This window comes from Janthinobacterium sp. Ant5-2-1, assembly GCF_001445815.1.
In the GTDB taxonomy this organism is placed as follows: Bacteria; Pseudomonadota; Gammaproteobacteria; order Burkholderiales; family Burkholderiaceae_D; genus Janthinobacterium; species Janthinobacterium lividum_E.
The window spans coordinates 1-26,616 of record NZ_LNCE01000071.1 but is presented as its reverse complement, the minus strand read 5'-3'; the positions used below and the strand labels follow the sequence as shown (position 1 = coordinate 26,616).

Sequence of the window (26,616 nt, the reverse complement as noted above, 5' to 3'; positions counted from 1 at the left end):
TTTTTAACGGCGTTTTTTCAAGAATTCAAGCATGTCATTACTGACCCAGATTTTCGGTAGCCGCAACCAGCGGCTGCTCAAGCAATACCAAAAAACGGTACGCGAGATCAATGCGCTCGAGCCGGCCATCGAAAAGCTGTCGGATGCCGAGCTGCAAGCGAAAACGCCTGCCTTCAAGGAACGCATCGCCGCTGGCGAATCGCTCGATGCCTTGTTGCCGGAAGCATTTGCCGTCTGCCGCGAGGCCAGCAAGCGCGTCCTGCGCATGCGCCATTTCGATGTGCAGATGATCGGCGGCATGGTCTTGCATTTCGGTAAGATCGCGGAGATGGGCACGGGCGAGGGCAAGACCCTGATGGCAACCTTGCCAGCCTACCTGAACGCCCTGTCGGGCAAGGGCGTGCATATCGTCACCGTCAATGATTACCTGGCGCAGCGCGATGCCGAGACCATGGGCCGCCTGTATGCATGGCTGGGCCTGTCGACGGGCGTGAACATGTCGCAGATGGAGCACAGCGCCAAGCAGCAGGCGTACAACTCCGACATCACCTATGGCACGAACAATGAATTCGGTTTCGACTTCTTGCGCGACAATATGGTCTACGAAGCGCGCGAACGCGTGCAGCGCAGCCTGAACTTCGGCATCGTCGATGAAGTCGACTCGATTCTGATCGATGAAGCGCGTACGCCGTTGATCATTTCGGGCCAGGCCGAGAACCACACGGACCTGTATCACAAGATCAATGAAGTGCCTGCGCGCCTGACCTTGCAGATCGGCGAAGAAACGCCGGACGGCAAGGGCAAGGTTGACGTGCCGGGCGACTACACCAAGGATGAAAAAGCGCACCAGGTGCTGCTGACGGAAGCCGGCCATGAAAAGGCCGAAGGCATCCTGATGGAGATGGGCCTGCTGCCGGAAGGCGCGTCGCTGTACGATTCGGCCAACATCACGCTCGTGCACCACCTGTATGCGGCTCTGCGCGCGCATGCGCTGTACTTCAAGGATCAGCACTACGTGGTGCAGAACAATGAAGTGGTGATCGTCGATGAATTCACGGGCCGTCTGATGACGGGCCGCCGCTGGTCCGATGGCTTGCACCAGGCCGTCGAAGCGAAAGAAGGCGTCAAGATCCAGAACGAGAACCAGACCCTGGCCTCGATCACTTTCCAGAACTACTTCCGCATGTACGCCAAGCTGGCTGGCATGACCGGTACGGCCGATACCGAAGCGTACGAATTCCAGGAAATCTACGGCCTGGAAACGGTCGTGATCCCGCAAAACCGTCCGCTGCAGCGCAAGGACCGTCAGGATCAGGTCTACAAATCGTCGGCTGAAAAATACAACGCGATGTTGAACGACATCCGCGACTGCTACGAGCGCGGCCAGCCCGTGCTGGTCGGTACGACCTCGATCGAGAACTCGGAACTGCTGTCGGGCATCCTGACCAAGGCCGGTTTGCCGCACAATGTGCTGAACGCGAAGCAGCATGCGCGCGAAGCGGAAATCATCGCCCAGGCAGGCCGTCCGAAAGCCATCACCATCGCCACCAACATGGCCGGTCGCGGTACGGACATCGTGTTGGGCGGTAACGTCGAGAACCAGATCAAGTTCATCGAAGCCAATGCTGAACTGAGCGACGCCGACAAGGCAGCCCAGTCGCAGACCTTGCGCGATGAATGGCAATCCCTGCACGACCACGTGGTCAATGCGGGCGGCTTGCACATCATCGGCACCGAACGCCACGAATCGCGCCGCGTCGACAATCAGCTGCGCGGCCGTGCCGGCCGCCAGGGCGATCCGGGTTCGTCGCGCTTCTACCTGTCGCTCGACGACGCGCTGCTGCGCATCTTCGCCGGCGACCGCGTGCGCGCCGTGATGGACCGTCTGAAAATGCCGGAAGGCGAACCGATCGAGGCAGGCATCGTCTCGCGTTCGATCGAATCGGCCCAGCGCAAAGTCGAAGCGCGCAACTTCGACATCCGCAAGCAATTGCTGGAATACGATGACGTCGCCAACGACCAGCGTAAAGTGATCTACCAGCAGCGTAACGAGCTGCTGGAAACGACCGATATCTCGGAAATGATCGGCTCGCTGCGCCATGGCGTGTTCACCGACCTGGTGCACGAGTACGTGCCGCACGAATCGGTGGAAGAGCAGTGGGATATCAAAGGTCTGGAAAACACCCTGGCCAGCGAATGGCAGCTCGACTTGCCGCTGCAGCAATTGCTGGAAGCTGATTCGACCTTGACAGACGACGAGATCCTGGAAAAAGTGCTGGCTGCGGCCGATGCCGTGTACCAGTCGAAGATCGATATCGTCGGCAAGGAATCGTTTGGCGGCTTCGAACGCAATGTCATGCTGCAAAGCGTGGACAGCCACTGGCGTGAACACCTGGCGGCACTCGATCACCTGCGCCAGGGTATTCACCTGCGTGGTTATGCGCAGAAGAACCCGAAACAGGAATACAAGCGCGAAGCGTTTGAACTGTTTGGCCAGATGCTCGACATGATCAAGAACGACGTCACGAAACACGTGATGACGGTGCGTATCCAGTCGCGCGAAGAAGTCGATGCGGCCGAACAGGCGATGCAGCAGTCGCACGTGGAAAACGTGCACTACCAGCACGCCGAATTCGACCCGAACGCGGCGCCGGAAGAACTGCTGGCGCCTGTGGCCGGCGGCAACATGGACAACGTCGACGACATGAGCGTGAGCATGGGCGTCAAGGTCGGTCGTAACGATCCATGCCCTTGCGGCAGCGGTAAAAAATACAAAGCTTGCCACGGCAAGCTGGCATAAGGCGGTTTGACAGCCTGAGCAAAAACGGAGACCGCGGTCTCCGTTTTTTTATGCCTTTTCAATTTGCGGGCGCGCATGTGTAGGCACGCATGTTCACCGGCGCCGCGAAGGCGCTACAATAGCGCTTCCATTTTCCCTCGCAGAAGAACTCACCATGGCCGTCAATTCTCCCAAGCCCGTCGCCGCCGACTTGAAAGCCGTCGCCGGCATTGAAATCGGTGTTGCCGAAGCCGGCATCAAGAAACCCAACCGCAAGGATTTGCTGGTATTGAAACTGGCGCCGACGGCCACCGTGGCCGGCGTGTTCACCCTGAACCGCTTTTGCGCCGCGCCCGTGCAAATTTCGAAAGCCAACCTGGCCGCAGTGACGGCTGGCGCCGCGCCGATCCGCGCGCTGCTGGTCAACACGGGCAACGCGAATGCGGGCACGGGCGAATCGGGCCTGGCCGACGCGCAGGCCAGCTGCGCCGCGCTGGCCGAGCTGCTGGGCTGCACGCCGCAGCAAATCCTGCCGTTTTCCACCGGCGTGATCCTCGAACCCTTGCCCGTGCAGCGCCTGGTCGCCGGCCTGCCGCAAGCCGTGGCCGCGCTGACATCGGACAACTGGTTCTCGGCCGCCGAAGCCATCATGACCACCGATACGCAGCCGAAAGCCGGCTCGCGCACGGTCACCATCGGTGGCCACGCGGTCACCCTGACGGGCATCAGCAAGGGCGCCGGCATGATCAAGCCGAACATGGCCACCATGCTCGGTTTCCTCGCGTTCGACGCCACCGTGGCGCAACCGGTGCTGGACCAGCTGGTGAAACAGGCGGCCGACAAATCGTTCAACTGCATCACCATCGACGGCGACACGTCCACCAATGACTCGTTCATGCTGGTGGCCACGGGCGCCGGCAGCCTGGTCATCGATTCCATCGACTCGCCGCACTATGCGGAACTGGCCGCCGCCGTCACCGAACTGTCGACCTTCCTGGCACAAGCCATCGTGCGCGACGGCGAAGGCGCGACCAAGTTCATGACGGTGACCGTGGAAGACGGCCGCAACGTGGAAGAGTGCCGCAAGATCGCCTATTCCATCGCCCATTCGCCGCTGGTGAAAACGGCGTTCTTCGCGTCCGATCCAAACCTGGGCCGCATCCTGGCCGCCATCGGCTACGCGGGCGTGGACGACCTGGACGTGGGCCAGCTGAACCTGTACCTGGACGACGTGTGGGTGGCCAAGAATGGCGGCCGCAACCCCGACTATCAGGAGCAGGATGGCCAGCGCGTGATGCAGCAAAGCGAAATCACCATCCGCGTCAAGCTGGCGCGCGGCGATGCCATGGCCACCCTGTGGACGTGCGACCTGTCGCATGACTACGTGTCGATCAACGCCGACTACCGCTCATGACCGGCCTCGATCAATTCCTGATCCGCGCCGAGCGGGTGCTGGCGCGCCTCGAGTCGATCTTGCCGCCGGCCTTGCCGGCAACCGACTGGAACAGCTTTGCCTTCCGCTGGCGCCGGCGCCAGGGCGCGCTTCCTTACCTGCAGGCCGTGGCCCACGTGTCGAACATCGCGTTGGACGACTTGCACAATATCGGCACGCAAAAAGCGCAGATCGAGCAGAACACGCGCCAGTTCGTCAGTAGCCGTCCGGCCAACAACGTGCTGCTGACGGGTGCGCGCGGCACGGGCAAGTCTTCGCTGATCAAGGCGTGCCTGAACCAGTTTGCCGATCAAGGCTTGCGCCTGATCGAAGTGGACAAGGCCGATCTGGCGGACTTGCCCGACATCGTCGACCTGGTGGCGGCGCGTCCCGAGCGCTTCATCATCTTTTGCGACGACCTGTCGTTCGAAGAGGGCGAAAGCGGCTACAAGGCGCTGAAAGTGGCGCTCGACGGCAGCATCGCCGCGCAATCGGACAATGTGCTGATCTACGCCACCTCGAACCGCCGTCACCTGATGCCGGAACGCATGTCGGACAACACGAGCTACAAGACGGACGACGATGGCGATCTGCATCCGGGCGAGACGGTGGAAGAGAAAATCTCGCTGTCCGAACGCTTTGGCCTGTGGCTGTCGTTCTACCCGTTCAAGCAGGATGATTACCTCGATATCGCGGCGCACTGGCTCGCGTCGTTCGGCTGCACCCAGGAACAGATCGCGGCAGCGCGCGGTGACGCCTTGCGCTGGGCCTTGCAGCGCGGTTCCCGTTCGGGCCGTGTCGCCTGGCAATTCGCGCGCGACTATGCGGGGAAACTTCCTGCGGGAAAGCTGCCGCAATGAGCGAAGTGAAAGTGAAACCGGTCGATGTCGCCGTCGGCATCCTGATGAAGCCGAATGGCGACGTGCTGCTGGGCCAGCGCCCGGCCGGCAAGCCGTATGACGGCTATTGGGAATTTCCTGGCGGTAAAGTCGAAGCGGGCGAAGCCATTTTTGACGCCTTGAAACGCGAGTTTGTCGAGGAGCTGGGCTTGCATATCGACAGTGCCGAAGCCTGGTGCGGCGTCGAATATGTGTATCCGCACGCCCATGTGCGCTTGCATTTCTATATCAGCCGCGAGTGGCGGGGCGAGCCGCAAAGCCTGGAAGGGCAGGCGTTCGCCTGGCAGGGCACGGTCGGCGTGGAACCCTTGCTGCCGGCCACCATTCCCCTGCTGGAATGGTTAGATGAGGTACGCCGGGAATCGCTGGCGCCTGCCTGATCTCTACTTGTGCCAGCGGGCAGCATCACGCTGCGTGCTGGCGCAAGCTTTCCTGTGACTTTCCTTGTATAGTCGGCGCTTTGCGCTACAGTGCTTTCATCACGCACCGGGGAGTCTCGCATGCCGCTGACACTGACCTTTACCGATACCGATGAATTGCTGATTGCCGCCTTGCACAAGCGTGCCCGCGCGCATGGGCGCAGCATCGAAGACGAGCACCGCGACATCCTGCGCAGCGCCTTGCGGCCGCTGCCGAAGCGTCCGCTCGACGATATTTTGCGCAGCATGCCTGACGTGGGGTTCGATGCGGATTTCGAGCGCCGCCCCTGAGCCATGCCGGCTTACCTGCTCGATACGGATGTGATCGTTGCATCGCGCAAGGGGGCTGCAGCGCCGGCGGGCGTGGCCGATTTTTTCGAGCGGGTGGCGCCCGAGGCGCGCTATGTGCCGGTGCAGGTGATCGCCCAGTTGCGAGCAGGCATACAGTGCAGCTGGCGGCGCGAAGCGGCGCTGGAAGCACTGGCGCTGGAAGGCTGGCTGGAAGCCGTGCTGGCGGAATATGCGCCGCGGCTGCTGGAATTCGACCTCGATTGCGCCCTCGTGTGCGCGCGCCTGCATGGCCGCGGCCACGCGCATGGCGTCGATGGACAGATCGCGGCGATGGGCATCGCCTATGGCTTGACGGTGGTCAGCGGCAGGCTGGACAGTTTCGCGGCGCAGGGGCTACGCCTGGAAAATCCGTTTAATTGAGGCTTACTGCGTTGAGGCTTACTGCGGCTTGTTGTCTTCGTCCGCAAGGGGATCTTCAAACGGGTCGGCGGCGGGAATCGTGTATTTCTCTTCGGCCCAGGCACCCAGATCGATCTGTTTGCAGCGCTCCGAACAGAAGGGGCGGAATTTGTTGGCTTCAGTCCATTCGACTTTGGCGGCACAGGTAGGGCAGTTAACGACGGTCATGATGGGGCAAATAAGTAACAGTTAAAAATTACAGAGCGTGAGCTCGAACGGGACATCTTCTTCCAGCGGCTTGGGTTTCAAGTCGCCGCCCTGGGTAGTGAAGCGCACCCACAGCATGTATTTGTTGGCGGAAATTTCCGGGATGGCGCCGCTGTTTTCATCCAGGCTCAGGCGCAGCATCTGGTACACCTTGCCTTGCAGCATTTGCTGGTAGCTTCCGCCATTGGCGATCAGTTTAACGGGTCCGCCGGAATCGCGCAGCAGGCGCAAGACGAGGGCCAGCGCATCGAACAGGGGCGCCAGCGGGGCAAACCACGCGTGGATATCGGTCAGGCGCTGTTCGGAGCTGCGTTTTTGCCAGGCAAAGTACGACGGCAAGTCGAATTCGCAGGCGCCGCCCGGGATGATGGTGCGGCCGCGGATGCTCATCAGCCATTCATTGTCGCGGATATTCTGGCCCGTCTTGCCTTGTGCCGCCACGAGGGCGCCGCTGACACTATCGAGTTCGCCGAGGATGGCGTCCAGGGTTTCCGGTTCCACGTTCGGATTGCTGCGGTAGCCGAGCAGGCTCTGACGCTGGCGCTCGAGTTCCTGCAGCAGGTCGGACTTCAGGTCGGCGCGGCCCGCCACTTCGAGCATATCGAAAATAGTTGCCAAGGCAACATGGTGTTGCATTGCATGCTCTTGCTGGATGAAGAACTTGAATTTGTCGTACAGGTCTTCCAGCCGCAACAAGGTACGTATGCGTTCGTTGAAAGGGTATTCGTAGACAATCAAAATAATTCCCTTAAGTAAGGACCTGCAAACAATCCCGTGATTTTGAACCAAGCGTCGACAAATTACAAACGTTGCGGGGCCATTCCAGCCATTCTTTTTGAAAATGCCAGATATAAATCGTGCAACTGGGCAATCTGCGGTGCCAGGGACGCCAAATCGCCATTATTGTCGATCACATCGTCCGCCGCCGCCAGGCGCATGGCACGTGTCGCCTGCGTGGCCATGATGGCTTTGACTTGTTCTTCCGATAAGCCATTGCGCGCCATCACGCGCGACACTTGCAGGCTTTCCAGGCAATCGATGACCATTACCCGGTTGACCCGTTCCACCCAGCCACCGGACTCGACGAGCAGGGGCACGGCAAAGATCACGTAGCTGCCCGTCGCTGCTTCGGCCGCCGCCAAGGTGGCCTGGCGAATGCGCGGGTGCAGGATGGCTTCCAGTTTCGCCTTGGCCGCGGCGTCGGAAAACACGAGGTTGCGCATTTTTGTGCGGTCGAGGGCGCCGCGCGCATCGGCGTAGTCGGCGCCAAATTCCGCCACCAGGGCCGGCATGGCCGCGCCATTGGGCGCCGTCAGGCTGTGGGCGATCTGGTCGGTATCGACGATGGAGGCGCCACGCGCGGCGAACATGTCGGCCACCGTGCTCTTGCCGCAACCGATGCCGCCGGTGAGTCCGACGCTGAAATAAGGGACGTTGTGTAGTTGCATGTATTTATCCATAGGGGCGCAGTGCTGCGCCGGTCAGCCGGTCAGGCCTAGCGTGAGGCGCGACAGGGGCGTGCCGTACAGCAGCGCGATCAAACCCGCCGCCGCGAGATAGGGGCCGAACGGAATCGGTTTGTCGCGCCCGCGCTTGGCAAACACGATCAGGCCGATGCCGACCACGGCGCCCACCAGCGACGACAACAGGATGATCGTCGGCAGCATGGTCCAGCCCAGCCACGCACCGAGCGCCGCCAGCAATTTGAAGTCACCATAGCCCATTCCCTCTTTGCCTGTCGCCAGCTTGAAGGCCCAGTACACGGCCCACAGTGCCAGGTAACCGGCGGCCGCGCCGATGACGGCGTCTTGCAACGGCACGAAAGTGCCGTTGATATTGACCAGCAAGCCGGCCCACAGCAGGGGGAAGGTGAGGTCGTCCGGCAGCATTTGCGTATCGGCATCGATGAAGGTCATGGCGATCAGCAGCCAGGCAAATACAAGTGTGGCGAGACCTGTCCAGCCGCTGCCGAAGTGCCAGATCAGGAGGGCCGACAGCGCACCCGTCAGCAGCTCGACGAGCGGATAGCGCACGGAAATCGGCGCCTTGCACGCGCTGCATTTGCCGCGCAGCAGCAGGTAGCTGATGACGGGGATGTTTTCCATGGCCGTGATGCGGTGGCCGCAGGCGGTGCAGTTCGAGTGCGGCAGCATCAGGTTGTAGCGGTCCGTGTGCGGCAAGGGCAAACCGCTTTCTTCCGCCACGTAATTGTCGGAATCGCGCTGCATCATTTTCGGCACGCGGTGGATCACCACGTTGAGGAAGCTGCCGACGATCAGGCCGAACAAGGAGGCAACGAGGGCGACGGGCAGGTTGCCGGGCGCGGCGAACAGCAGGGTATCTTGCAGCATGGTGGAATTATCTGAGGTGATGATGTTGCCGCGCAAACATTGCCTGGCACTGCCGCAGTGTAAAACATCTGCCAGCGCATGGGGACGTTTTGCGTGGTTCGATCTTCAAATCACGGCCCCCAGCTTGAAAATCGGCAAATACAGGGCGATCACGAGCGAACCGACGAGCACGCCCAGCACCACCATCAGCGCCGGTTCCAGCAGGGCCGAGAGCGTGGTCACGGTGGCGTCGATGTCGGTCTCGATGATATCGGCCGCGCGCGACAGCATGGCGTCGAGCGCGCCCGACTCCTCCCCGATGAGGGCCAGTTGCGTCAGCAACGGGGGAAACACGCCGCTGTGTTCCATGGCCAGGGCCAGGCTGCCGCCGGCGCGGATTTCGCGTTCGATGCGTATCGTTGCTTCCTGGTACAGCGCGTGGCCGGAAGCGGCGCCCACGAGGCCGAGCGAGTCGAGCAGCGGCACGCCGGCGGCGAACATGGCGGCCAGGGTGCGCGTCCAGCGGGCGATCGCCGCCTTGCGCAGAAGCGGGCCAAACACGGGCAGGTGCAATGCCCGCAGTTGCAAGTTGCGCCGCAAGGCGGGCCAGCGGCGCCAGGCCAGGTGCAGCAGCACGCAAACGAGCACGAGCGCTGCCAGCAAGGCCAGCCAGTAATGCACGAGGAAGGCGGACACGCCCATGACGACGAGGGTGGGCAGCGGCAACGGGGCGCCGAAGCTGTCGAAGACCTGGCGAAAGGCGGGCACGACGACGCTCATGATGATGGCCGTGACGACGATGGCGACGAGGACGATGACCAGCGGATACATCAGCGCCCCGCGCACTTGCCGCCGCAGGGCGATGGCCTTTTCCTGGTGCGTGGCCAGGCGCGCCAGCAAGTCCTGCACGATGCCGGCTTGCTCGCCCGCCGCCAGCAGGTTGCAATACAGCTCGTCAAACAGCAGGGGGAACTGGCGGAATGCCTGCTGCAGGCTGCTGCCCGCTTCGATGTCGTGGCGCAAGTCGTGCATCAGCTCCGTGACGGCGGGTTTGGCATGGCCCTTGCCGGCGATGTCGAAGGCGTGCAGCAGCGGCACGCCGGCCGCCATCATGGTCGACAACTGGCGCGTGAACAGGGCGATATCCTTGCGCGTGATGGCCTTTCCGGGCGCGGCGCGCGGGGCTTTTACCTTGCTGGCAAGGATGCCCTGGCGTCTGAGCGCGGCCTTGGCCGCGGTGGCGTCGGCCGCGCGCAAGATGCCATCGACCGCCTTGCCATGGCGGTCCGTGCCCTTCCACGCAAAGCGCCGTTCGGCCGCCATGTGCACCTCCTGCCGTCACGGTAGCAGCGGCAGGCAGAAGCGCCAGCGGTGCTGGCGGCAAGCTTGATGTGGCTCAGCCTTTCGTGGTTTGCACTTCCGTCTGCACAACGGCCTGGGCCTTCACGTCGGCCGCATCTTCCTCGTCGCTGTCCGTGCCCTTGCTGATGCTTTCGCCATCGTCGCGGCGCAAGGTCCAGAACGTCAGCGAAGACAGCACCGTCAAGGCTGCCAGGGTGAGGAAGGCGTGGTGCAGGGCCGTGCTGAGCATGGCGCGGTCCGACTGCGGCATGTCGCCCAGGTACCAGCCCGTGATCAGCGAACCGAAGGCGAGGCCAAAGCTCATCGACAGTTGCTGCATCGAGCTGGCGATGGTGCTGGCCATGCTGGAATCGGCCTTGTCGACGTCGGCATACGCGATGGTGTTCATGCTGGAAAACTGCAGCGAATTGAAAAAACCCATGCACAGGCTGATGGCGACGATCACGTACAGGGGCGTGCCCACGCCCACCTGCGAAAACATGGCGATGGTGACGCCGATCAGTACGGTGTTGACGATCAGCACCTGACGGTAGCCGAAGCGGGCCAGCACGCGCGCGGAAATGAATTTCATGCCCATGGCGGCCGCGGCCGACGGCATCATCAGCAAGCCCGATTGCCACGCGGGCAAACCCAGGCCCAGCTGGTACAGCAACGGCAACAGGAAGGGCAGGCCGCCCACGCCCAGACGCGTGACGAAGCCGCCCACCACGGAGACGCGGAAGGTGCGGATCTTGAACAGGGTCAGGCGCAGCAGCGGATGCAGCACTTCGCTCGAATGCCAGGCATACGCGGCCAGCAGGCTGATGGAGATGAACAGCAGCACGGCGAACGAGGTGCCGTCGATGCGGTGTTCGCCGAAGATTTCCAGCAGCCATGACAGCAGCGCGATGCCCGTGCCGAACAGCACCAGGCCGATCAGGTCCAGCGGACGGGGCTTGTCGCCATAGTAATCGGGCATGTAGCGGTGCGCCAGGTACAGCGCCACGAGGCCGACAGGCACGTTGACGAAGAAAATCTCGCGCCACGACAGCCAGTGCACGATCAGCCCGCCCACCGTGGGACCCAGCAAGGGGCCGATCAGGGCGGGGATGATGACGAAGTTCATGGCCGCCAGCAATTGCGACTTGGGAAAGGTGCGGATGATGGTGAGCCTGCCCACCGGCATCATCATGGCCGCGCCCACCCCTTGCAGCAGGCGTGCGGCCACCAGCATGGGCGCATTCACGGACAGGCCGCACAGGATGGAGGCGATGGTAAAGATGGCAACGGCGGCGGAAAACACGCGCCGCGTGCCGAAACGGTCGGCCATCCAGCCGCTGATGGGAATGCACACGGCCAGGCTCAGGATGTAGCTGGTGACGACGGCCTTCAGACTCAGCGGCGTCACGTTGAGGCTGGCGGCCATGGCGGGGATGGCGGTGTTGACGATGGTGGAGTCGAGTTGCTCCATGAACAGGGCGGTGGCGACCACCCAGGGAAGGTAGCTTTTAATCGGGGAACTGGTCATGGATGCGAGCCTGAGGAGGAAAAACGGAGCCGACAGTACGACGAATTGTCACATAAATGGCGCAGCTGTGCCGCCCGCGCCCTTCATTTTGCCAGTGTGCCGGAGATAGAGTCCATGGAACATTTGTTCTATGGCAATAGATTGCGTACACGGCTAGCATGTGTTTTCCGGCCTCTTCCTTCCCCGAAAGTCACACCACATGAAAAATGCACTTACCTTCCTTGTCCTCGGTGCGGCCCTGTCCGCATGCGGTGGCGGCAGCGATGGCGGCACGCCGGCAGCACCGGTCATGCCACCTGTCGTGGTCACGCCCGTCGTTTCCGCCGACAGCGTGGCCGTGGCGTCAGCCGCCGTGGCCAAGGAGGCTGGCCTGGCCGTCATCGCCGGCGCCAGCGCCGATGAAAGCGTGTATGACGTGGCCGCCGATATCGGCGACACATGGCGCATCACGTTCGACAACGCCAAAAAAACGTTCAGCATCAAGGTCCTGTCGACGCAATTCGGCTTGAGCGACCGCAGCGGCACGTTCAGCGCCACGACCACCGGCAATATCACCACATATACTGGCACCGATTTGAGCCTGAGCGTCGACGCGCGCACGCGCTTGCTGACGGGGACTGTGAAACTGGGCGGCATGAATTCCAGCGTCAGCGGCAGCGGCTATGCCGCCACCGACGTGACCAGGCTGGCTGGCAGCTATATTTTCCTGGGCGCCATGCGCAATGCATCGAACGGCGGCGACCGTTTCAATCCGAAAGGCAGCCTCAAGGTGGCGGCCGATGGCAGCGCGCAACTGTGCAATGGCGGCGTGTTCAATGCGCAAGGCGCGTGCTCCGCGGTATCTCCACAGCTGGAAGCGGAAAACGCCAGCCTGACTTTGGTCCGTGACGCGGCGCGCGGCCTGATAATTGCCCGCCAGGGTGACCAGGACTTCGGCATCGTCCACGTGCACGCGGGGGACCGGGGGCTGGCGCTGTTCATCGACCGCTACAGCCGCAACCAGCAGAACGTGCTGCGCGTGGGCACCATCGTGGCGGCCAAACAGCAAAAGATCGGCGCCGAAATCGCCGGCAGCTACGCCTGCGCGGCGCCGGGCATCAGCGCGAAGATCGTCGTGGCCGGCAGCACCGCCACCATCACCAACAACACCGCCGGCAAGACGCACGCGGAAACCATCGCTGTCAACAAGCTGGGCCTGGGCGCGCAAGCTGTCGATTTCGATGGCATCGCCGTGTTCAAGGACCCGGCCGACGTGCCGGCGGATTATTCGATGTTCATGCCGGTGTCGTCGAGCATGGCGGTCGAATTCTCGACCGACCGCTCGTATATGGGTACGTGCCTGAAAAATTAAGGGATGCTGCCACGTGCCTGTGTGAGTAGGTCGGGTTAGCCGGTACGGCGTAACCCGACACCGCCATCAGCGTGGCAGCCGTTCCAGCGCATCCATCAACGGTATCGCCGCGTCGGCAATCCGCTCCAGGCTGGCCTCGCGCAGGGCGGCGGTATCCACCATGTGGCCGGAGTCCAGTCCCGCCCAGCGCAGCAGCGCCGAACACGCGGCGGGCGTGTCGAACATGCCGTGCAAATAGCTGCCGAGGATTTGTCCGTCGCCTGACACGGCGCCTTCCGGCCGCCCATCGATGACAAAGGCCGGCTGCGCCAGCGCCGCGCCATGCGAGACGCCCATGTGGATTTCATAGCCTGACACGCGCGCATCGGCCGCGCCGGCAAACGCGCAGTGGCCGCTCACCTGTTCCAGCCGCTTGTCGCTTGTCAGCTCCGTCACCATGTCGAGCAGGCCCAGCGCCTTGGACTCTCCCGCTGCGCCTTCCACGCCCAGCGGATCGCGCACGCTTTGCCCCAGCATCTGGAAGCCACCGCAAATGCCCAGCACCTTGCCGCCGTAGCGCAGGTGTTTCGCCAGATATTCGGGCCAGCCTTGCTGCCGCAGCCAAGCCAGGTCGCCGCGCGTGTTTTTACTGCCGGGCAGGATCACCAGGTCGGCCGCTGGAATCGGTTGCCCTTGCTGGATGAACTGCAGATCGACCTCGGGGTGGGCGCGCAGCGCGTCGAAGTCCGTGTGGTTGCTGATGCGCGGCAGTTGCGGCACCACCACCTTGAAAGCGCCCCGTTCGGCCTGCATCGCTTCGACGGCATCCTCCGCGTCGAGGAACAGTTCTTGCAGATATGGCAGCACGGCCAGCACGGGTTTTCCCGTTTGCTGCTCGAGCCACTCGATGCCTGGTTGCAGCAGCGAGATGTCGCCGCGAAAGCGGTTGATGACGAAACCGACGATGCGTGCCCGTTCGCTGTCGGACAGGCACTCCAGGGTGCCGATAATGTGCGCGAACACGCCGCCCCGGTCGATGTCGGCCACCAGGATCACGGGGCAGTCGACGGCTTCGGCAAAGCCCATGTTGGCGATGTCGCGCGCACGCAGGTTGACTTCGGCCGGGCTGCCCGCGCCTTCGACGACGACGGCGTCGTACTGCTGGCGCAAGCGCGCGTACGATTCCAGCACGGCGCCCATGGCGACGGTTTTATATTGCTGGTAGTCGCGCGCATCCATCTCGGCGCGCACCTTGCCGTGGATGATCACTTGCGCGCCCGTGTTCGACGACGGTTTCAAGAGCACCGGATTCATGTCCGTGTGCGGCGCGATGCCGCAGGCCAGCGCCTGCAAGGCTTGCGCGCGGCCGATCTCGCCGCCGTCGCTTGTCACGGCGCTATTCAAGGCCATGTTTTGCGGCTTGAACGGCGCTACCGTCACGCCACGGCGTTTCAGCAAGCGGCACAGGGCCGCGACGACGGTGCTCTTGCCCGCGTCCGACGTCGTGCCTTGCACCATCAGGGCGGTGAAGGGACTCTTCATGTTTCCCGCTCCTGCCAGTTTTGCCACTGCGCGATGATGTCGCTGATCTGGCGCAGCCCTTCGGTAATCGCCGCCGGGCCTGGCGACAGGATGTCGGGCGACTTGATCTCGAACAGCATGTCATTGCGTACGGCGGGAATCGTATCCCAGCCCGGGCGTGCCGCCAGTTGCGCCGGCTGGAACTTCTTGCCGCACCAGCTGGCGAGGATGATGTCGGGTGCGCGCGCGACCACGTCATGGGGATCGGCGATGATGCGTTCCTTCGCGCCCGGATGGGCGGACAGTTCCGGGAAGGCGTCCGTGCCGCCAGCGATTCCGATCAGTTCCGCCGCCCAGCCGATGCCGCTCATCAGGGGATCGTTCCACTCTTCAAAGTAAATCACGGGCTTGCGCGTCCAGGCGGCGGCGCGTGTGCGGGCGGCGGCGATGTCCGCGCGCAGGCTGGCGATCAATGCGTTGCCCGCCTCCTCGCGCTGCACCAGCGCGGCCAGCACGGCGATCATGCGCAGGATGCCGTCCACCGTGCGCTGGTTGAACTGGTGCACTTCGATGCCGGCCTTGACCAGGTCGCGGCAGATATCGGCCTGCATGTCGCAAAAACCGATCACGAGGTCCGGTTTCACTGCCAGGATGCGTTCCAGGTTCGTGGACGAAAAGCCGCTGATCTTGGTCTTTTCCTCACGCGCGCGGGGCGGTCGCACGGTAAAGCCGGAGATGCCGGCGATCGTGTCTTCGGCGCCCAGCGCGTACAGCGTCTCCACGGCTTCCGTCGATAAACAGGCGATGCGCTGGTAGTGACTCATTGAGCAGCCTTGGTGCGGCGCTGGCGCGCCATTTCCAGCTGTTCGCACATGGCGGCCGTGCCTTCGATCATGCGCGGGCCGGCGCGGTTCAGCAAATCGCCATTCAGGCGGAACAGGTTATTTTTGCGCACGGCCGTCATCGACGGGAAGGCGCGCCACATGGCCAGGCCGCCTTCGCTGCGCGGATCGCTTTTTTCGCTGGTGCCGAAGATGACTTCCGGATCTTCCTGCAGCACGCCTTCGGGCGTGACGACGGGCGCCACCACCTTCATCGCGGCGAACACATTCTGGCCGCCGCACAGGCGCATCGAGTCGCTGATGATGCTCGCGCCGCTCAAGGTATACAAAGGTTTGTCCCACACCTGGTAAAACACGCGCACGGGCGGGCGCTGCGCGTATTGCGCCGTCAGGCTGGCCAGTTTCGCGCGCAGCTGGGCGGCGGCCGGTTTGGCGGTTTTTTCCGTACCCATCAACTGGCCCAGGCGCTCCATGCTGTGGGGGATATCGGCCAGCTTGCGCGGTTCGCTGTGATAGATCGGCACCTTCAACTGGCGCAGCATGGCGATCTGGCGTTCGGCGCTGCCATGCATCCACACGACGATCAGGTCCGGCTTCATGGCGATGATGCGTTCCATGTCGTACTGGCGGTTGTCACCGACCTGAGGAATTTTCTTGGCCGCTTCCGGGTAGTCGCTGTAGCTGACGACGCCGGCGATCTTCTCGCCGCCGCCGGCTGCGAACAGCAGTTCCGTCACGTGCGGCGCCAGCGCCAGGATGCGCTGTGCCGGTTTTTCCACGGTGACGACATTGCCGTCATCGTCGCGCACGGTGATGGCGGCGTGCGCCTGCAACGAGATCAATCCAGCCAGCAGCAGCGATATGATTTTCATGTGTGTTTCCATGTGGTGAGGGCCTGCTGCAGGCGCAGCCAGGCGTGTTCGTCGGGGGGCAGGCCAAGGCGGATGCCGTGGGCGGCATGGCGGAACAGGCGTACCCAGATGCCCGATTCCGCCATGTGGCGCCAGAACGCTTCGGCGCGTGCTTCCGGCCACCATTGAAACAGCGCCGTGCCGCTGCTGGCGATGCCGTGCGCGGCCAACAGCTGGCGCAGGCGCTGGCCTTCGCCGCGCAGGCGTTCGCGCATCGCGCCCTGCCAGTGCGTGTCGGTGAGCGCGGCCAGCGCCACCTGCTGCGCCGGGCCGCTGACGGTCCATGGCCCCAGCATGTCGGCCAGTTGTGCCAGCAGCGCGGGACTGGCGGCGACAAAGCCCAGGCGCAGTCCCGCCAGGCCAAAGAATTTGCCCACCGAACGCAGTACGATCAGTCCTGGCTGGCCCGTGTGCGGACCGAGGCTGGCGTGCGTTTCCGTGTCGCCAAACGCTTCATCGACCACCAGCCAGCCGCCGCGCGCGGCCAATTTACCTACCCACTCCAGCAGCAGTGCCGGGGCGATGCGCTCGCCTGTGGGATTGTTCGGGTTGCAGACGACCAGTACCTCGCAATGGTCCACGGCATCGGCCAGCTGCGCATACGGCACTTGGCGTAATTCGTGACCATGCTGGCCCCAGTGGTGCGCGTGTTCCGCATACGACGGCGCGGCCACCACCACGCGCGACGGTGCGCGCAGCCGGGGCAGGGCCTGGATGGCGGCCTGCGTGCCCGCGACCGGCAGCATGGCCGGCGCGTCGTAGTACGCGCAGGCGGCAGCGGCCAGCGCGGGGTCGGCTTCCGGCAGCCGGTGCCAGGCGTTGGCGTCGGGTGCTGGCGCCGCATACCAGTGCGGGTTGATGCCCGTCGACAGGTCGATCCAGTCGGCCAGTGGTCTGCCATATTCGCGCGCGGCGTCGCGCAGGTTGCCGCCATGTTCAAGCAAGGTATTTCCCCTTCAGGTAGTACAGGCCCGCCAGCAGCGCCACCCAGATCAGCCACAGGACGGCCGTTTCGGCCACCAGGCGCCAGGCGCGGTCGATGTCGCGCGCTTCTGCGGGCCGGCCGGCACCCAGTGGCGGGCGGCGTTCCAGTTCGCCGTCGTAGATGGCGTCGCCGCCCAAAGCCAGGCCCAGGGCGCCGGCGCCGCTGGCCATCACGGGCCCCGCGTTCGGACTGCCCCAATTGGGGGCCTGTGTGCGCCAGCAATGCCACGCGCGCTGTTTGTCTGCCATGCTCTTGCCCAGCAAGACATACGACAGGGCCGTCAGGCGCGCCGGCAGGTAATTCAAGACGTCGTCGATGCGCGCGGCGCAGCAGCCGAACCAGTCGTAGCGTTCGTTGCGGTAGCCCCACATGGCGTCGAGGGTGTTGGCCAGCCTGAATAGCACGGCGCCGGGGCCGCCCGCCACGGCAAACCAGAACAGGGTGCCGAAGACTGCATCGTTGCCGTTTTCCAGCAAGGATTCCGTGCTGGCCTTGGCCAGGCTGGCCGCGTCGGCATTGGCCGTGTCGCGGCTGACGATGCGCGCCGTCAGCAGGCGCGCCCTGTCCAGGTCATCGACGGCCAGGGCGTCGGCGATCGGTTGATTGTGGTCGCGCAGGCTGCGCAAGCCGAGGCAAAGATAGAGCAGGAAGACGTGGAGCGCCGCACCGGCCAGGCCGCACAGCCAGTAGGCGGCATAGCTGATGGGCAGCACGGCCAGTGTCCACGCCAGCGCGCCGCGCAGGAAACGGCGACGGCCCCGGTTCAGCAGGTGCTCGAGTGCGCTGGCGAGGCGGCCAAAGCCGACCAGCGGATGCCAGCGGCGCGTTTCTCCCAGCAGCATGTCGAGCAGCACGCCGGCCGTCATCAAGGCGGCCAGCATGGGCAGCGACAGACCGCTCAGCATGGGCCGCCTTTCAGGTACAGCGGCAGGCCGGCGGCGACAAAGACGGCCTTGTCGCACACGGCCGCCACGGCCTGGTTCAAGCGGCCCGCTTCATCGGTGAAGCAGCGCGAGATGGCGCCGTAGGGTACGATGCCCATGCCTACTTCGTTCGAGACCAGTACAAGATCACAGCCGGTGTCTTCGACTTCGGCCAGCGCGTACAGCAGGTGCGCGCGCTCGCTGTGGAACCGCTCGGGCAGGGCGATGTCACCCACGTCCGGATACGTCTCTCCAGTGGAAAACATCAGGTTCGTCAGCCACAGGGTCAGGCAGTCGACCAGCAGCAGGCGGCCGGGCCGTGCTTCGCGCAGGATGGCGTCGCCCAGGCGCAGCGGTTCTTCGATAGTCACCCACCCGGCTGGGCGCTGCGCACGGTGATGCGCGATGCGCGTGGCCATTTCGCCATCGTCCGCCTGCGCGGTGGCGAGGTAGATCACTTCCTTGCCGGACTCGCGGGCCAGCTTTTCCGCATGGGCGCTCTTGCCGGAACGGGCGCCGCCGAAGACCAGGGTGCGCGTCATGGCGCTGTTACCACTCGGTGCCGATTTGTGCGCCGATGCCGGCCGCATACGCATGCTTGACGACGGCCATTTCGGTGACGGTGTCGGCGATTGCGATCAATTCATCGGGCGCGCCGCGGCCCGTGATGACCACGTGCTGCATGGCCGGGCGTTCCAGCAGGTCGGCGATGACTTTATGCACGTCGAGGTAGTTGTACTTGAGGGCGATATTGAGTTCATCGAACAGCACCAGGCCGTAGCTTGGGTCGGCCAGGAAGGTCTTCGCCTGCTCCCATGCGAGTTCTGCTTTTTCGATGTCGCGTTCGCGGTTCTGTGTTTCCCAGGTATAGCCTTCACCCATCGCATGGAAACTGATTTCGTCGGGGAAGCGGCGCAGGAATTTCTCTTCGCCCGTCGACATGGCGCCTTTGATGAACTGCACCACGCCCACTTTCATGCCGTGACCCATGGCGCGGATAGCCATGCCGAAGCCGCTCGAACTCTTGCCTTTGCCATTGCCCGTGTTGACGATGATGATGCCGATTTCCTTGTCGGCCTTGGCGATGGCCGCGTCGATGATGGCCTTCTTGCGCTCCATGCGTACGCGGTGGCGCTCGTTGATGGCGGCGGTGTCCGCGTCTGCAGGTTTGGTATCGCTCATTGTTGATCCTCTTTTGGTATGAATATCTTGCGTTTGCCGTGGTCGATGATCTCGATAGGGTGGCCCAGGTAGTCGCCCAGGATAGACGCCTGCATCACGTCCGCCACGGGACCGGCCAGCCAGCCGCCGTCGCCCATCAGCAGCAGCGCGTGGGTCGAGACGCTGTGCGCCAGGTTCAGGTCATGCCCCACCATCACCACGGTTTTATTCTGTTCGCGGCACAGTTTCGACAGCAGGCCCATGACGCTGACCTGGTGCGCCAGGTCCAGCGCGTTGGCCGGTTCATCGAGCAGCAGCAAGGGCGTATCCTGCGCCAGCATGGCGGCGATCGCCACGCGCTGGCGTTCGCCGCCGGACAGGCTGCGCACGTCGCGCTCGGCCAGGTGCTCCACTTCCATCGAGGCCAGCGCCGTAAGGGCGATGCGCTGGTCGTCGCTGCCTTCCCAATAGTGATTGTCGTGATACGGGTGGCGCGCCGACAGCACCGTTTCGATGACGCGGTACGAGAACGCGTCATGGCGCGCCTGCGCCAGGAAGGCCCGTTCGCGCGCCAGCTCTTCCAATGGCCAGTCGATCAGGGCGCGGCCCTGTATCGTCACGTGGCCGGTATCGGGTTCGCGCAAGCCGGCCAGGGTGCGCAGCAAAGTGCTTTTGCCGGCGCCATTGCGGCCGATCACGCTCCAGCATTCGCCATCCCTGATTTGCCAGATGAGGTTTTCCACGAGGGAGCGCGTGCCCGCCTTCAAGCCGAGTTGGTAGGTGCGTATCATGCTTGTTTCATCCCCTGCGCAAGCGGTGCAATTGGTACAGGAAGACGGGCGCGCCTATCATGGCTGTCACCACGCCGACGGGCAATTGCAATGGCGCCAGCACGGTGCGCGCCAAGGTATCGGCCAGTACGAGGAAAGTGCCGCCGGCCAGTGCGGCGGCGGGGATCAGCAGGCGGTGGTCGGGACCACAGGCAAAACGCAGCGCATGCGGCACGATCAGGCCGACGAAACCCACGCTGCCGGCGCTGGTGACGGCGCTGGCCGTGAGCAGGCCGGAACAGAAGAACAGTCCCTTGCGCAGGGCGCCCACGCGCACGCCCAGCGTGCTGGCCGCTTCCGCGTGCAACGCCATGACGTTCAGCGAGCGCGCGCAGCGCAAGGCAAAGATCATGGCGCCGGCCAGGACCAGCCACGGCATCATCCGCGCAGGCGCGCCGGACAGGTCGCCGATCATCCAGAACACCATGCTGCGCAAGCGGCTTTCCGGGGCAATGGACAGCATCAGGGTGACGATGGCCATGCAGGCCGAGGCCAGGATGACGCCCGTCAGCAGCAAGAGCGAGGCGCCGCCTTCGGCCGCCGTGCCGCCGCGCAGGTCGCGCCGGGCAAAGAAGTACAGCAGCATGGATACGCCGACGGCGCCGACAAAGGCGGCCGCATCGACCACCCACAGCGCGCACATGAACAGCAGCGCGGCCAGCGCGCCAACGGAGGCGCCGGCGGAAATACCCAGCACATACGGGTCGGCCAAGGGATTGCGCAGGAGAGCCTGCATCATCAGGCCGGCCAGCGACAGCGCCGCGCCGGTGACAAAGGCGGTCAGCGCGCGGCCCAGGCGCAGCTCGAGCAGGGTGGCGGCGAGGGTGTCGGTCTTGCCCTGTACGGCATGGAGCAGGGCGGAAGGCAGGTCGGCGAGCGGAATGGCGATCGAACCGATCATGCCGGAGAAAATCAGGCTGGCAATCGCGCACACGATCAGCACCGTGATGATCACGGTGGCGCGGTGGCGCATATTGCGGAAAAATGGGTGCATGTACTGCCTTAAAAACGGGGACTGCAGAACTGCATCTGCGGGCGATGACAACAATGTCATCGCCCGCAGCTTACATCATTACGACGTGCTTATTTCATGCCGTAGCGCACACCGACGAAGACTTTCGAGCCTGGTGTCGCGTAGAAGCGGGCCAGTTCGTAGTCCTTGTTGGCGATATTGTTCCAGCGTGCCAGCACCGACCAGTCGCGGGCGAACTGGTAGGTGGCGTACAGATTGACCAGGCCATAGCCGCCCAGGACGTTCTTGTTGGCGGCATCGTCGAAACGCTTGCCCGACAGCTGCCATTCGGCACCCGAGGTCAGCGCGCCCAGCGTGTAGTCGACGGCGAAGTTGGCGTGTTTCTTGGCGCGGCGTACCAGTTGCTTGTCCTTGGTTTCATCGCGTGGATCTTGCAGGTCGATATTGCCGCTGACGTTGAACGCGCCAAATTTGCGTGCACCCGCGATCGTCAGGCCTTCCAGCAGCGCCTTGTTGACGTTGTAGGCGCAGCCGTAGCCGGTGAACAGCGGATCGGGACAAGGCGAGGTATTGACCAGCAGGTCGGTGACCTTGTTGTGGTAGTAGCTGGCGCTCAGTTTCGACACGCCGTCGTCGTAACGCAGACCCACTTCGACGTTGCGGCCCTGTTCCGGCTTGTTCGTCGCCAGGCCATAGCCTGGGTAGTACAGTTCATTGAAGGTCGGTGCGCGGAAGCTGGTGCCGTAGCTGGCGCTGGCGCGCAGTGCGTTGGTGATGCGGTAGCCGTAGGCGACGCTGCCCGTGTTGTGCGTGCCGAATGCGGAACTGTCGTCACTGCGGCCGCTGATGTTGAACAGATGCGCGCCGCGCACCATGTTGTACGCCGCTGCGAAGGACTTGGTATGGCGTGCGCCCGTGACTTCCGGCGTGCTGCTCGACGTGACGTCTTCATCACGGTAGCTGGCCAGCAGCTGCAGATTGTCGCGTCCGATGCGGATGTCGTTCTGCCAGGTGATATCGGTCTGCTTGGTGTCGATCTGGCTCTTGCCCCACGAGTCGGCGCTGCTGTCGTCGCCCGACTTGTCGCGTGCTTCCGCATAACGCAGTTCGCTGGTCCAGTTGGGCAGGAATTCGTTCTTCGTGAAGACCGAAATGTTTTCCAGTTTCTGGTTGCTGCGCGCATCGTAGCCAGGGCCCGCGTCGTACTGGGCTTTCAGCTTGCTGTTCAACAGGACCAGGCCGACTTCATGGCCCTTGGCCATCTGATAGCCGAACTGGCCGCTGAAGCTTTCCTTGTCGTAGCCGTCTTTGTCCGGATTGTAGGTGTACTCAGGCGATGCACCGATCTTCGAAGCCGAGAAGCCATCCGATTTTTCCTTGCCAGCCGCCAGCGCATAGCTGAAGCTGTTCGGACCGCCGGTGGAACCTACCACCTGGGCTTCGACCTGGCGCGTGTTGTTGCTGCCGTAACCGGCGAAAGCAGAGACGCGCGTGGCGCCGTCGCCTTTCTTCGTGAAGATCTGGATCACGCCGCCGATGGCGTCCGCACCGTACATGGTGCTCAGTGGGCCGTAGACGATTTCAATGTGGTCGATGCTGGAAAGGGGCAGGGCGCTCCAGTTGGCCGTACCCAAGGTGGACGAACCAATGCGCACGCCGTCAACCAGCACGATATTCTGGTTGCTGTTCGCGCCGCGAATGAAGACGCTGGCCGCGGTGCCTGCGCCGCCGTTGCGCGCCACTTCGATGCCGCGTTGTTTTTGTAGCAGGTCGACAATCGAGCTGGCGCCCGAGCGCGCGATGTCGTCCGAGCTGATGGTCTGCGTATCGCTCAATACTTCGCTCAGGTGTTGCGGGTAGCGGCTGGCGGTGACGACGACAGGATCGAAGGTGTCTGGCGTGGCTTGGGCGAAAGCGGCAGGCGCGGCAATGGCTAGCGCGAGCGACGTGAGCGCCGCGTGGCGGGAAACAGCATGGGTCATGATAATTTTCAGTAAGTAATATGCAACCAGCCGACGTCCCCGTAGGCCAGATTGAACAGAAGTGGGAACTGAAGATGACGATCGAAGATGGCCACAGGGGGCCATTCGGATCGCGAACATCCCCGTTCGCACACTTCCACCTGTCCTGGCCGGTATCCGGGCTGGCAAGTGCGGCTATCCCACCTTCCCATGCTCGATGATTGCAAGCACAGTGGTTGTCAGAGATAGCTTGTCGCCCGCGTCCTGTCGGGAGGGGCGACACTTGCTTACCGTTGCGGGGGCAGCACACGTTCGCCGCGAGCGCGGCATCGTGTTTCCCGTTTAACTGCGCTCATGGACATGAGCGCGGGCACCAAAACCCCGCCATTATACGTGCAGCGGACGTGGACTGAAATGGCTGGCTGGACGATTCGATATCAGAAATCGACGACGACCGTCGCACCGTAGGCGATTTTATGGGCGGAACGGGCGGCCAGCAGCGCCGTTTCCTCCAATGGTAGCCGCGCTTGCAGTGCCGACAGCAGGCGGATGGTGCCCGCATGGCAGATGATGATCGCCGTTTCGTGTTGTTCGCGCAACAGATCACCTAAAAACGCATCGACGCGGGCGGCCATCGCCAGCACATTCTCGCCCCCGCCGGGCCGGTACCAGGCCAGGTCGGCCGCCCAGGCATCGATGTCCGCGCGCGCAATCGCGTGCCAGGGCTGCATTTCCCAGGCGCCAAAATCCATTTCCGCCAGCCGCGCGTCAAGGTGCAGGGCGCTGGAAGGCAAGTCTTGCGCCATTGCTGACGCCAGATTGGCGCAGCGGCGCAGGGGACTGGCGTAGAGCGGAACGCCGGCCGGTAAAGTCGCTTGCAGGCTGGCGCGCACGGTGGCCATTTCGTGCGGCGCCACCGCCACGTCGCTGCGGCCATAGCAGGTGCCGCTGGTCACCTGCGGCGTGGGGTGGCGAACGAGGATCAGGCGCATGCTTGTTCAGTAGAAGCGCAATGGAGGTTGAAAACTTGACAGGATGGCCAGGTAAATCGCTACTTCCGCCACCTGCTGCACGGCGCCCAGGCAGTCGCCCGTATAGCCTTGCAGGCGGCGCTGGCATTTGCGGCCCAGCCAGAATGCGGCCGCTGCCGCCGCCACGATGGCAAAGACCAGCGTGGCCCAATAGAATATTCCCAGCAGGCCGCAGGCGATGGCGGGTAACAGGCCGCAGACGGTGGCGATGATGAATTCACCCGTGGTCATTTCCTGCGCCATCGGCTTGGCCTTGCCTTCGTCGCGTGCATAATCCATGGCCCAGATCAGCGAGACGGCGACCAGGCGCGAGAGCGGATGGGCGATGAATAAGGTGGCGACCACCTTGGCAGGCGGCAGCGAAACGAGCGCCGCGCATTTGATGGCCAGCAGGCACAGGATGCCGATGGCGCCATACGCGCCGATGCGCGAATCCTTCATGATTTCCAGCACCCGCTCGCGTGTCAGGCCGCCGCCGAAACCGTCGCACATGTCGGCGAAGCCGTCTTCATGAAAGGCGCCCGTCAGGTAAATGCCGGCGGCGACGGCCAGCAGCACGGCCACCGCCGAAGGCAGGAGCCAGCTGGCCAGCAGATACACGGCGCCGGAAATGGACGCCACCACGACGCCGACCAATGGAAAGTAGCGCGAAGCGTGCTGCAGCCAGGCTGGCTGGAAGCCCACCCAGCGCGGGATGGGCAGTCGCGTGAAGAACTGCAGCGCGATAAAGAACAGGCGGCACTGATGGATGGCGGCGGAAACGGGATTGGCCATGGTCTTAGTCTGGCGTGGACTTTTCGCTGACCTGGGCCGAGGCAAACGTCGCCATCTCGCGCATGAAATTGACGGCCGCGTGCAGCAGCGGCAAGGCCAGCGCCGAACCCGTGCCTTCACCGAGGCGCAAATCGAGCTGCAGCAGTGGACGCGCGCCCAGGCCGGCCAGCAACTGGCGGTGGCCGTTTTCATCGGAGCAGTGCGAAAACACGCAGTAATCGAGGATGGCCGGCTGTAAACGGGCTGCCACCAGCACAGCGCTGCTGACGATGAAGCCGTCGATCAGCAAAATCATGCGCCGTTCGGCCGCTTTGAGCATGGCGCCGGCCATCATGGCGATCTCGAAACCGCCAAAGGTGGCCAGCACGTCGAGCGGCTCATTGACTGTCGCATGATGGGCGACAGCCGCCTCGATCACCTGCTGCTTGTGCAATATGCCTTCCTTCGACAGGCCGGTACCGGCGCCCACGCAGTCGGCGACCGGTGTTCGCGTCAGCTTGTGCATCAGTGCGGCGGCGGCCGTGGTATTGCCGATGCCCATTTCGCCAAAGCCCAGCACATTCCCTTCCAGGGTGGCGACAAGGTTCATCCCTGCCTGCATGGCGGCCAGACATTGTTCCTCGCCCATGGCGGGTTCTTTGGCAAAGTTGCGGGTGCCGGGGCCTTGCTTGCGGTCGAGCAAGCCGTCGCGCGGGCCGAAATCATGGTTCACGCCGGCGTCTACTATATATAAGGCGCAATCGGCCTGGCGGGCAAAGACATTGATGGCGGCGCCGTTGCCGAGGAAGTTCTCCACCATTTGCCAGGTTACGCTTTGCGGGTAGGCGGAAATGCCTTCGGCGACGACGCCATGGTCGGCCGCGAAAACGATGATGGCAGGCTGGTGCAATGCCAGTTGCGTGCTCTGCTGGATCAGGCCGATCTGATGGGCCAGGGTTTCCAGCATGCCGAGGCTGCCCAGCGGCTTGGTCTTGCTATTGATGGCATGTTCGAGTGCGCTGGACAGGGTGGGATTGGCGGTAGAGGTAATGTGTGGGATAGGCATGGGAATCAGGGTGGATGAGGCAGGGGATTGTCGGTGCTACGATATCACACAGCAATATTTGCCCAACTGCAAATTAGCGCTTGCGGGGCGTTCGGGCCAAGGCTATAATTCGCCCCCTCGCTGAACGACGCATGCAAATGCTGAATGAGACGAGAAAAAAGAAGGTTGACGAAATGCTGCAAACGCTTCATAATCTTCCTTCTTCGCAGCTGACAAACACAACGCTTTGTCGATAGCGCGAAAGCAGTACCGAATACAGTTCTTTAACAATTAACAGTCGATAAGTGTGGGCATTTGATGTAGTGCAGCGATGATCTTCGGATTATCGTAATACTTAAAATATCAAATGTTCACAAGAAATAATGAAATAGGATACTTCTTCGGAAGTAGCCTGTCAGTTTTTTGAGTGAGCAAATCTTTTGCAATGCAAAAGATTTGGATGGTAGTGATACTGTCCGGCCTGTCAGAAATGACATTAAACAGAGATTAAACTGAAGAGTTTGATCCTGGCTCAGATTGAACGCTGGCGGCATGCCTTACACATGCAAGTCGAACGGCAGCACGGAGCTTGCTCTGGTGGCGAGTGGCGAACGGGTGAGTAATATATCGGAACGTACCCTAGAGTGGGGGATAACGTAGCGAAA

26 protein-coding genes, 1 rRNA gene and 1 riboswitch are annotated in these 26,616 nt (G+C 63.0%); of the genes, 8 read left to right on the top strand and 19 right to left on the bottom strand.

Going from position 1 to position 26,616, the window contains the following annotated elements:
- The first annotated feature begins 31 nt into the window (after positions 1-31).
- The 6 genes from secA (at position 32) to ASN89_RS21575 (ending at position 6,240) form a co-directional block, all read left to right on the top strand.
- Positions 32-2,800: a preprotein translocase subunit SecA gene (gene secA / locus ASN89_RS21600; RefSeq protein WP_046683346.1), complete on the top strand. Its 2,769-nt coding sequence runs from the start codon at positions 32-34 to the stop codon at positions 2,798-2,800.
- 154 nt (positions 2,801-2,954) lie between these two features.
- Positions 2,955-4,193, top strand: coding sequence for a bifunctional glutamate N-acetyltransferase/amino-acid acetyltransferase ArgJ (gene argJ, locus ASN89_RS21595; RefSeq protein ID WP_058050715.1), 1,239 nt, complete (start codon positions 2,955-2,957; stop codon positions 4,191-4,193).
- Positions 4,190-5,071: an ATP-binding protein gene (locus ASN89_RS21590; RefSeq protein WP_058050714.1), complete on the top strand. Its 882-nt coding sequence runs from the start codon at positions 4,190-4,192 to the stop codon at positions 5,069-5,071. The genes argJ and ASN89_RS21590 overlap by 4 nt, the downstream gene beginning before the upstream one ends.
- Positions 5,068-5,490 carry an NUDIX domain-containing protein gene (locus ASN89_RS21585; protein ID WP_058050713.1) on the top strand — a complete coding sequence of 141 codons (423 nt, stop codon included), beginning with the start codon at positions 5,068-5,070 and terminating at the stop codon, positions 5,488-5,490. Before ASN89_RS21590 ends, ASN89_RS21585 begins: the two co-directional genes overlap by 4 nt.
- Positions 5,491-5,610: 120 nt before the next feature.
- Entirely contained in the window at positions 5,611-5,820 is a 210-nt protein-coding gene (locus ASN89_RS21580; protein ID WP_034748820.1) for a FitA-like ribbon-helix-helix domain-containing protein, read from the top strand.
- Positions 5,821-5,823: 3 nt separating this feature from the next.
- Positions 5,824-6,240 (top strand): type II toxin-antitoxin system VapC family toxin, encoded by a 417-nt coding sequence (locus ASN89_RS21575; RefSeq protein ID WP_058050712.1) that lies wholly within the window; start codon positions 5,824-5,826, stop codon positions 6,238-6,240.
- An 18-nt stretch (positions 6,241-6,258) separates the two neighbouring features.
- Here the strand turns inward: ASN89_RS21575 and yacG are convergent, their stop codons facing one another.
- The 6 genes from yacG to ASN89_RS21545 all read right to left on the bottom strand — a co-directional run bounded on the left by yacG (position 6,259) and on the right by ASN89_RS21545 (position 11,685).
- Complete coding sequence (yacG, locus tag ASN89_RS21570) at positions 6,259-6,450, bottom strand: DNA gyrase inhibitor YacG (RefSeq protein WP_034748814.1); 192 nt, start codon at positions 6,448-6,450, stop codon at positions 6,259-6,261.
- Positions 6,451-6,468: 18 nt separating this feature from the next.
- The gene (zapD, locus tag ASN89_RS21565) at positions 6,469-7,224 is read right to left on the bottom strand and encodes a cell division protein ZapD (protein WP_034748811.1); all 756 of its coding nucleotides are present in this window, start codon (positions 7,222-7,224) and stop codon (positions 6,469-6,471) included.
- A 62-nt stretch (positions 7,225-7,286) separates the two neighbouring features.
- Complete coding sequence (gene coaE / locus ASN89_RS21560) at positions 7,287-7,934, bottom strand: dephospho-CoA kinase (RefSeq protein WP_058050711.1); 648 nt, start codon at positions 7,932-7,934, stop codon at positions 7,287-7,289.
- Positions 7,935-7,967: 33 nt separating this feature from the next.
- Positions 7,968-8,837: a prepilin peptidase gene (locus ASN89_RS21555; protein ID WP_058050770.1), complete on the bottom strand. Its 870-nt coding sequence runs from the start codon at positions 8,835-8,837 to the stop codon at positions 7,968-7,970.
- 105 nt (positions 8,838-8,942) lie between these two features.
- Positions 8,943-10,139, bottom strand: a complete 1,197-nt coding sequence (locus ASN89_RS21550) for a type II secretion system F family protein (RefSeq protein WP_058050710.1) — start codon at positions 10,137-10,139, stop codon at positions 8,943-8,945.
- Positions 10,140-10,212: 73 nt separating this feature from the next.
- Entirely contained in the window at positions 10,213-11,685 is a 1,473-nt protein-coding gene (locus ASN89_RS21545) for a DHA2 family efflux MFS transporter permease subunit (protein WP_046683341.1), read from the bottom strand.
- A 199-nt stretch (positions 11,686-11,884) separates the two neighbouring features.
- Here ASN89_RS21545 and ASN89_RS21540 point away from each other — a divergent pair, with 199 nt between their 5' ends.
- The gene (locus tag ASN89_RS21540; RefSeq protein WP_152988644.1) at positions 11,885-13,036 is read left to right on the top strand and encodes a hypothetical protein; all 1,152 of its coding nucleotides are present in this window, start codon (positions 11,885-11,887) and stop codon (positions 13,034-13,036) included.
- 66 nt (positions 13,037-13,102) lie between these two features.
- Here the strand turns inward: ASN89_RS21540 and ASN89_RS21535 are convergent, their stop codons facing one another.
- The 13 genes from ASN89_RS21535 to cobT form a co-directional block, all read right to left on the bottom strand.
- The gene (locus ASN89_RS21535) at positions 13,103-14,557 is read right to left on the bottom strand and encodes a cobyric acid synthase (RefSeq protein ID WP_058050708.1); all 1,455 of its coding nucleotides are present in this window, start codon (positions 14,555-14,557) and stop codon (positions 13,103-13,105) included.
- Positions 14,554-15,360, bottom strand: a complete 807-nt coding sequence (locus ASN89_RS21530) for an ABC transporter substrate-binding protein (RefSeq protein ID WP_058050707.1) — start codon at positions 15,358-15,360, stop codon at positions 14,554-14,556. The genes ASN89_RS21535 and ASN89_RS21530 overlap by 4 nt, the downstream gene beginning before the upstream one ends.
- Complete coding sequence (locus ASN89_RS21525) at positions 15,357-16,250, bottom strand: cobalamin-binding protein (protein ID WP_058050706.1); 894 nt, start codon at positions 16,248-16,250, stop codon at positions 15,357-15,359. The genes ASN89_RS21530 and ASN89_RS21525 overlap by 4 nt, the downstream gene beginning before the upstream one ends.
- Positions 16,247-17,233, bottom strand: a complete 987-nt coding sequence (cobD, locus tag ASN89_RS21520) for a threonine-phosphate decarboxylase CobD (protein WP_058050705.1) — start codon at positions 17,231-17,233, stop codon at positions 16,247-16,249. Before cobD ends, ASN89_RS21525 begins: the two co-directional genes overlap by 4 nt.
- Positions 17,226-18,179: an adenosylcobinamide-phosphate synthase CbiB gene (gene cbiB, locus ASN89_RS21515; protein ID WP_058050704.1), complete on the bottom strand. Its 954-nt coding sequence runs from the start codon at positions 18,177-18,179 to the stop codon at positions 17,226-17,228. The genes cobD and cbiB overlap by 8 nt, the downstream gene beginning before the upstream one ends.
- Complete coding sequence (gene cobU / locus ASN89_RS21510; RefSeq protein ID WP_058050703.1) at positions 18,173-18,739, bottom strand: bifunctional adenosylcobinamide kinase/adenosylcobinamide-phosphate guanylyltransferase; 567 nt, start codon at positions 18,737-18,739, stop codon at positions 18,173-18,175. The genes cbiB and cobU overlap by 7 nt, the downstream gene beginning before the upstream one ends.
- Positions 18,740-18,746: 7 nt before the next feature.
- The gene (gene cobO, locus ASN89_RS21505) at positions 18,747-19,379 is read right to left on the bottom strand and encodes a cob(I)yrinic acid a,c-diamide adenosyltransferase (protein WP_058050702.1); all 633 of its coding nucleotides are present in this window, start codon (positions 19,377-19,379) and stop codon (positions 18,747-18,749) included.
- Positions 19,376-20,149, bottom strand: a complete 774-nt coding sequence (locus tag ASN89_RS21500; RefSeq protein ID WP_058050701.1) for an ABC transporter ATP-binding protein — start codon at positions 20,147-20,149, stop codon at positions 19,376-19,378. The genes cobO and ASN89_RS21500 overlap by 4 nt, the downstream gene beginning before the upstream one ends.
- 7 nt (positions 20,150-20,156) lie before the next feature.
- Positions 20,157-21,182 carry a FecCD family ABC transporter permease gene (locus tag ASN89_RS21495; RefSeq protein WP_058050700.1) on the bottom strand — a complete coding sequence of 342 codons (1,026 nt, stop codon included), beginning with the start codon at positions 21,180-21,182 and terminating at the stop codon, positions 20,157-20,159.
- Between the two features lie 89 nt (positions 21,183-21,271).
- Positions 21,272-23,143 carry a TonB-dependent receptor domain-containing protein gene (locus tag ASN89_RS21490; RefSeq protein WP_058050699.1) on the bottom strand — a complete coding sequence of 624 codons (1,872 nt, stop codon included), beginning with the start codon at positions 23,141-23,143 and terminating at the stop codon, positions 21,272-21,274.
- Between the two features lie 129 nt (positions 23,144-23,272).
- Positions 23,273-23,515: riboswitch (cobalamin riboswitch) on the bottom strand.
- Between the two features lie 44 nt (positions 23,516-23,559).
- A complete protein-coding gene (locus ASN89_RS21485; protein WP_046683329.1) occupies positions 23,560-24,114 on the bottom strand; it encodes a histidine phosphatase family protein in 555 nt (184 codons plus the stop codon).
- Between the two features lie 6 nt (positions 24,115-24,120).
- Positions 24,121-24,927 carry an adenosylcobinamide-GDP ribazoletransferase gene (locus ASN89_RS21480; RefSeq protein WP_058050698.1) on the bottom strand — a complete coding sequence of 269 codons (807 nt, stop codon included), beginning with the start codon at positions 24,925-24,927 and terminating at the stop codon, positions 24,121-24,123.
- Positions 24,928-24,931: 4 nt separating this feature from the next.
- Positions 24,932-25,972, bottom strand: coding sequence for a nicotinate-nucleotide--dimethylbenzimidazole phosphoribosyltransferase (gene cobT, locus ASN89_RS21475; RefSeq protein WP_058050697.1), 1,041 nt, complete (start codon positions 25,970-25,972; stop codon positions 24,932-24,934).
- 488 nt (positions 25,973-26,460) lie between these two features.
- Here cobT and ASN89_RS21470 point away from each other — a divergent pair.
- A 16S ribosomal RNA gene (locus ASN89_RS21470) occupies positions 26,461-26,616 on the top strand; the annotation flags it as partial.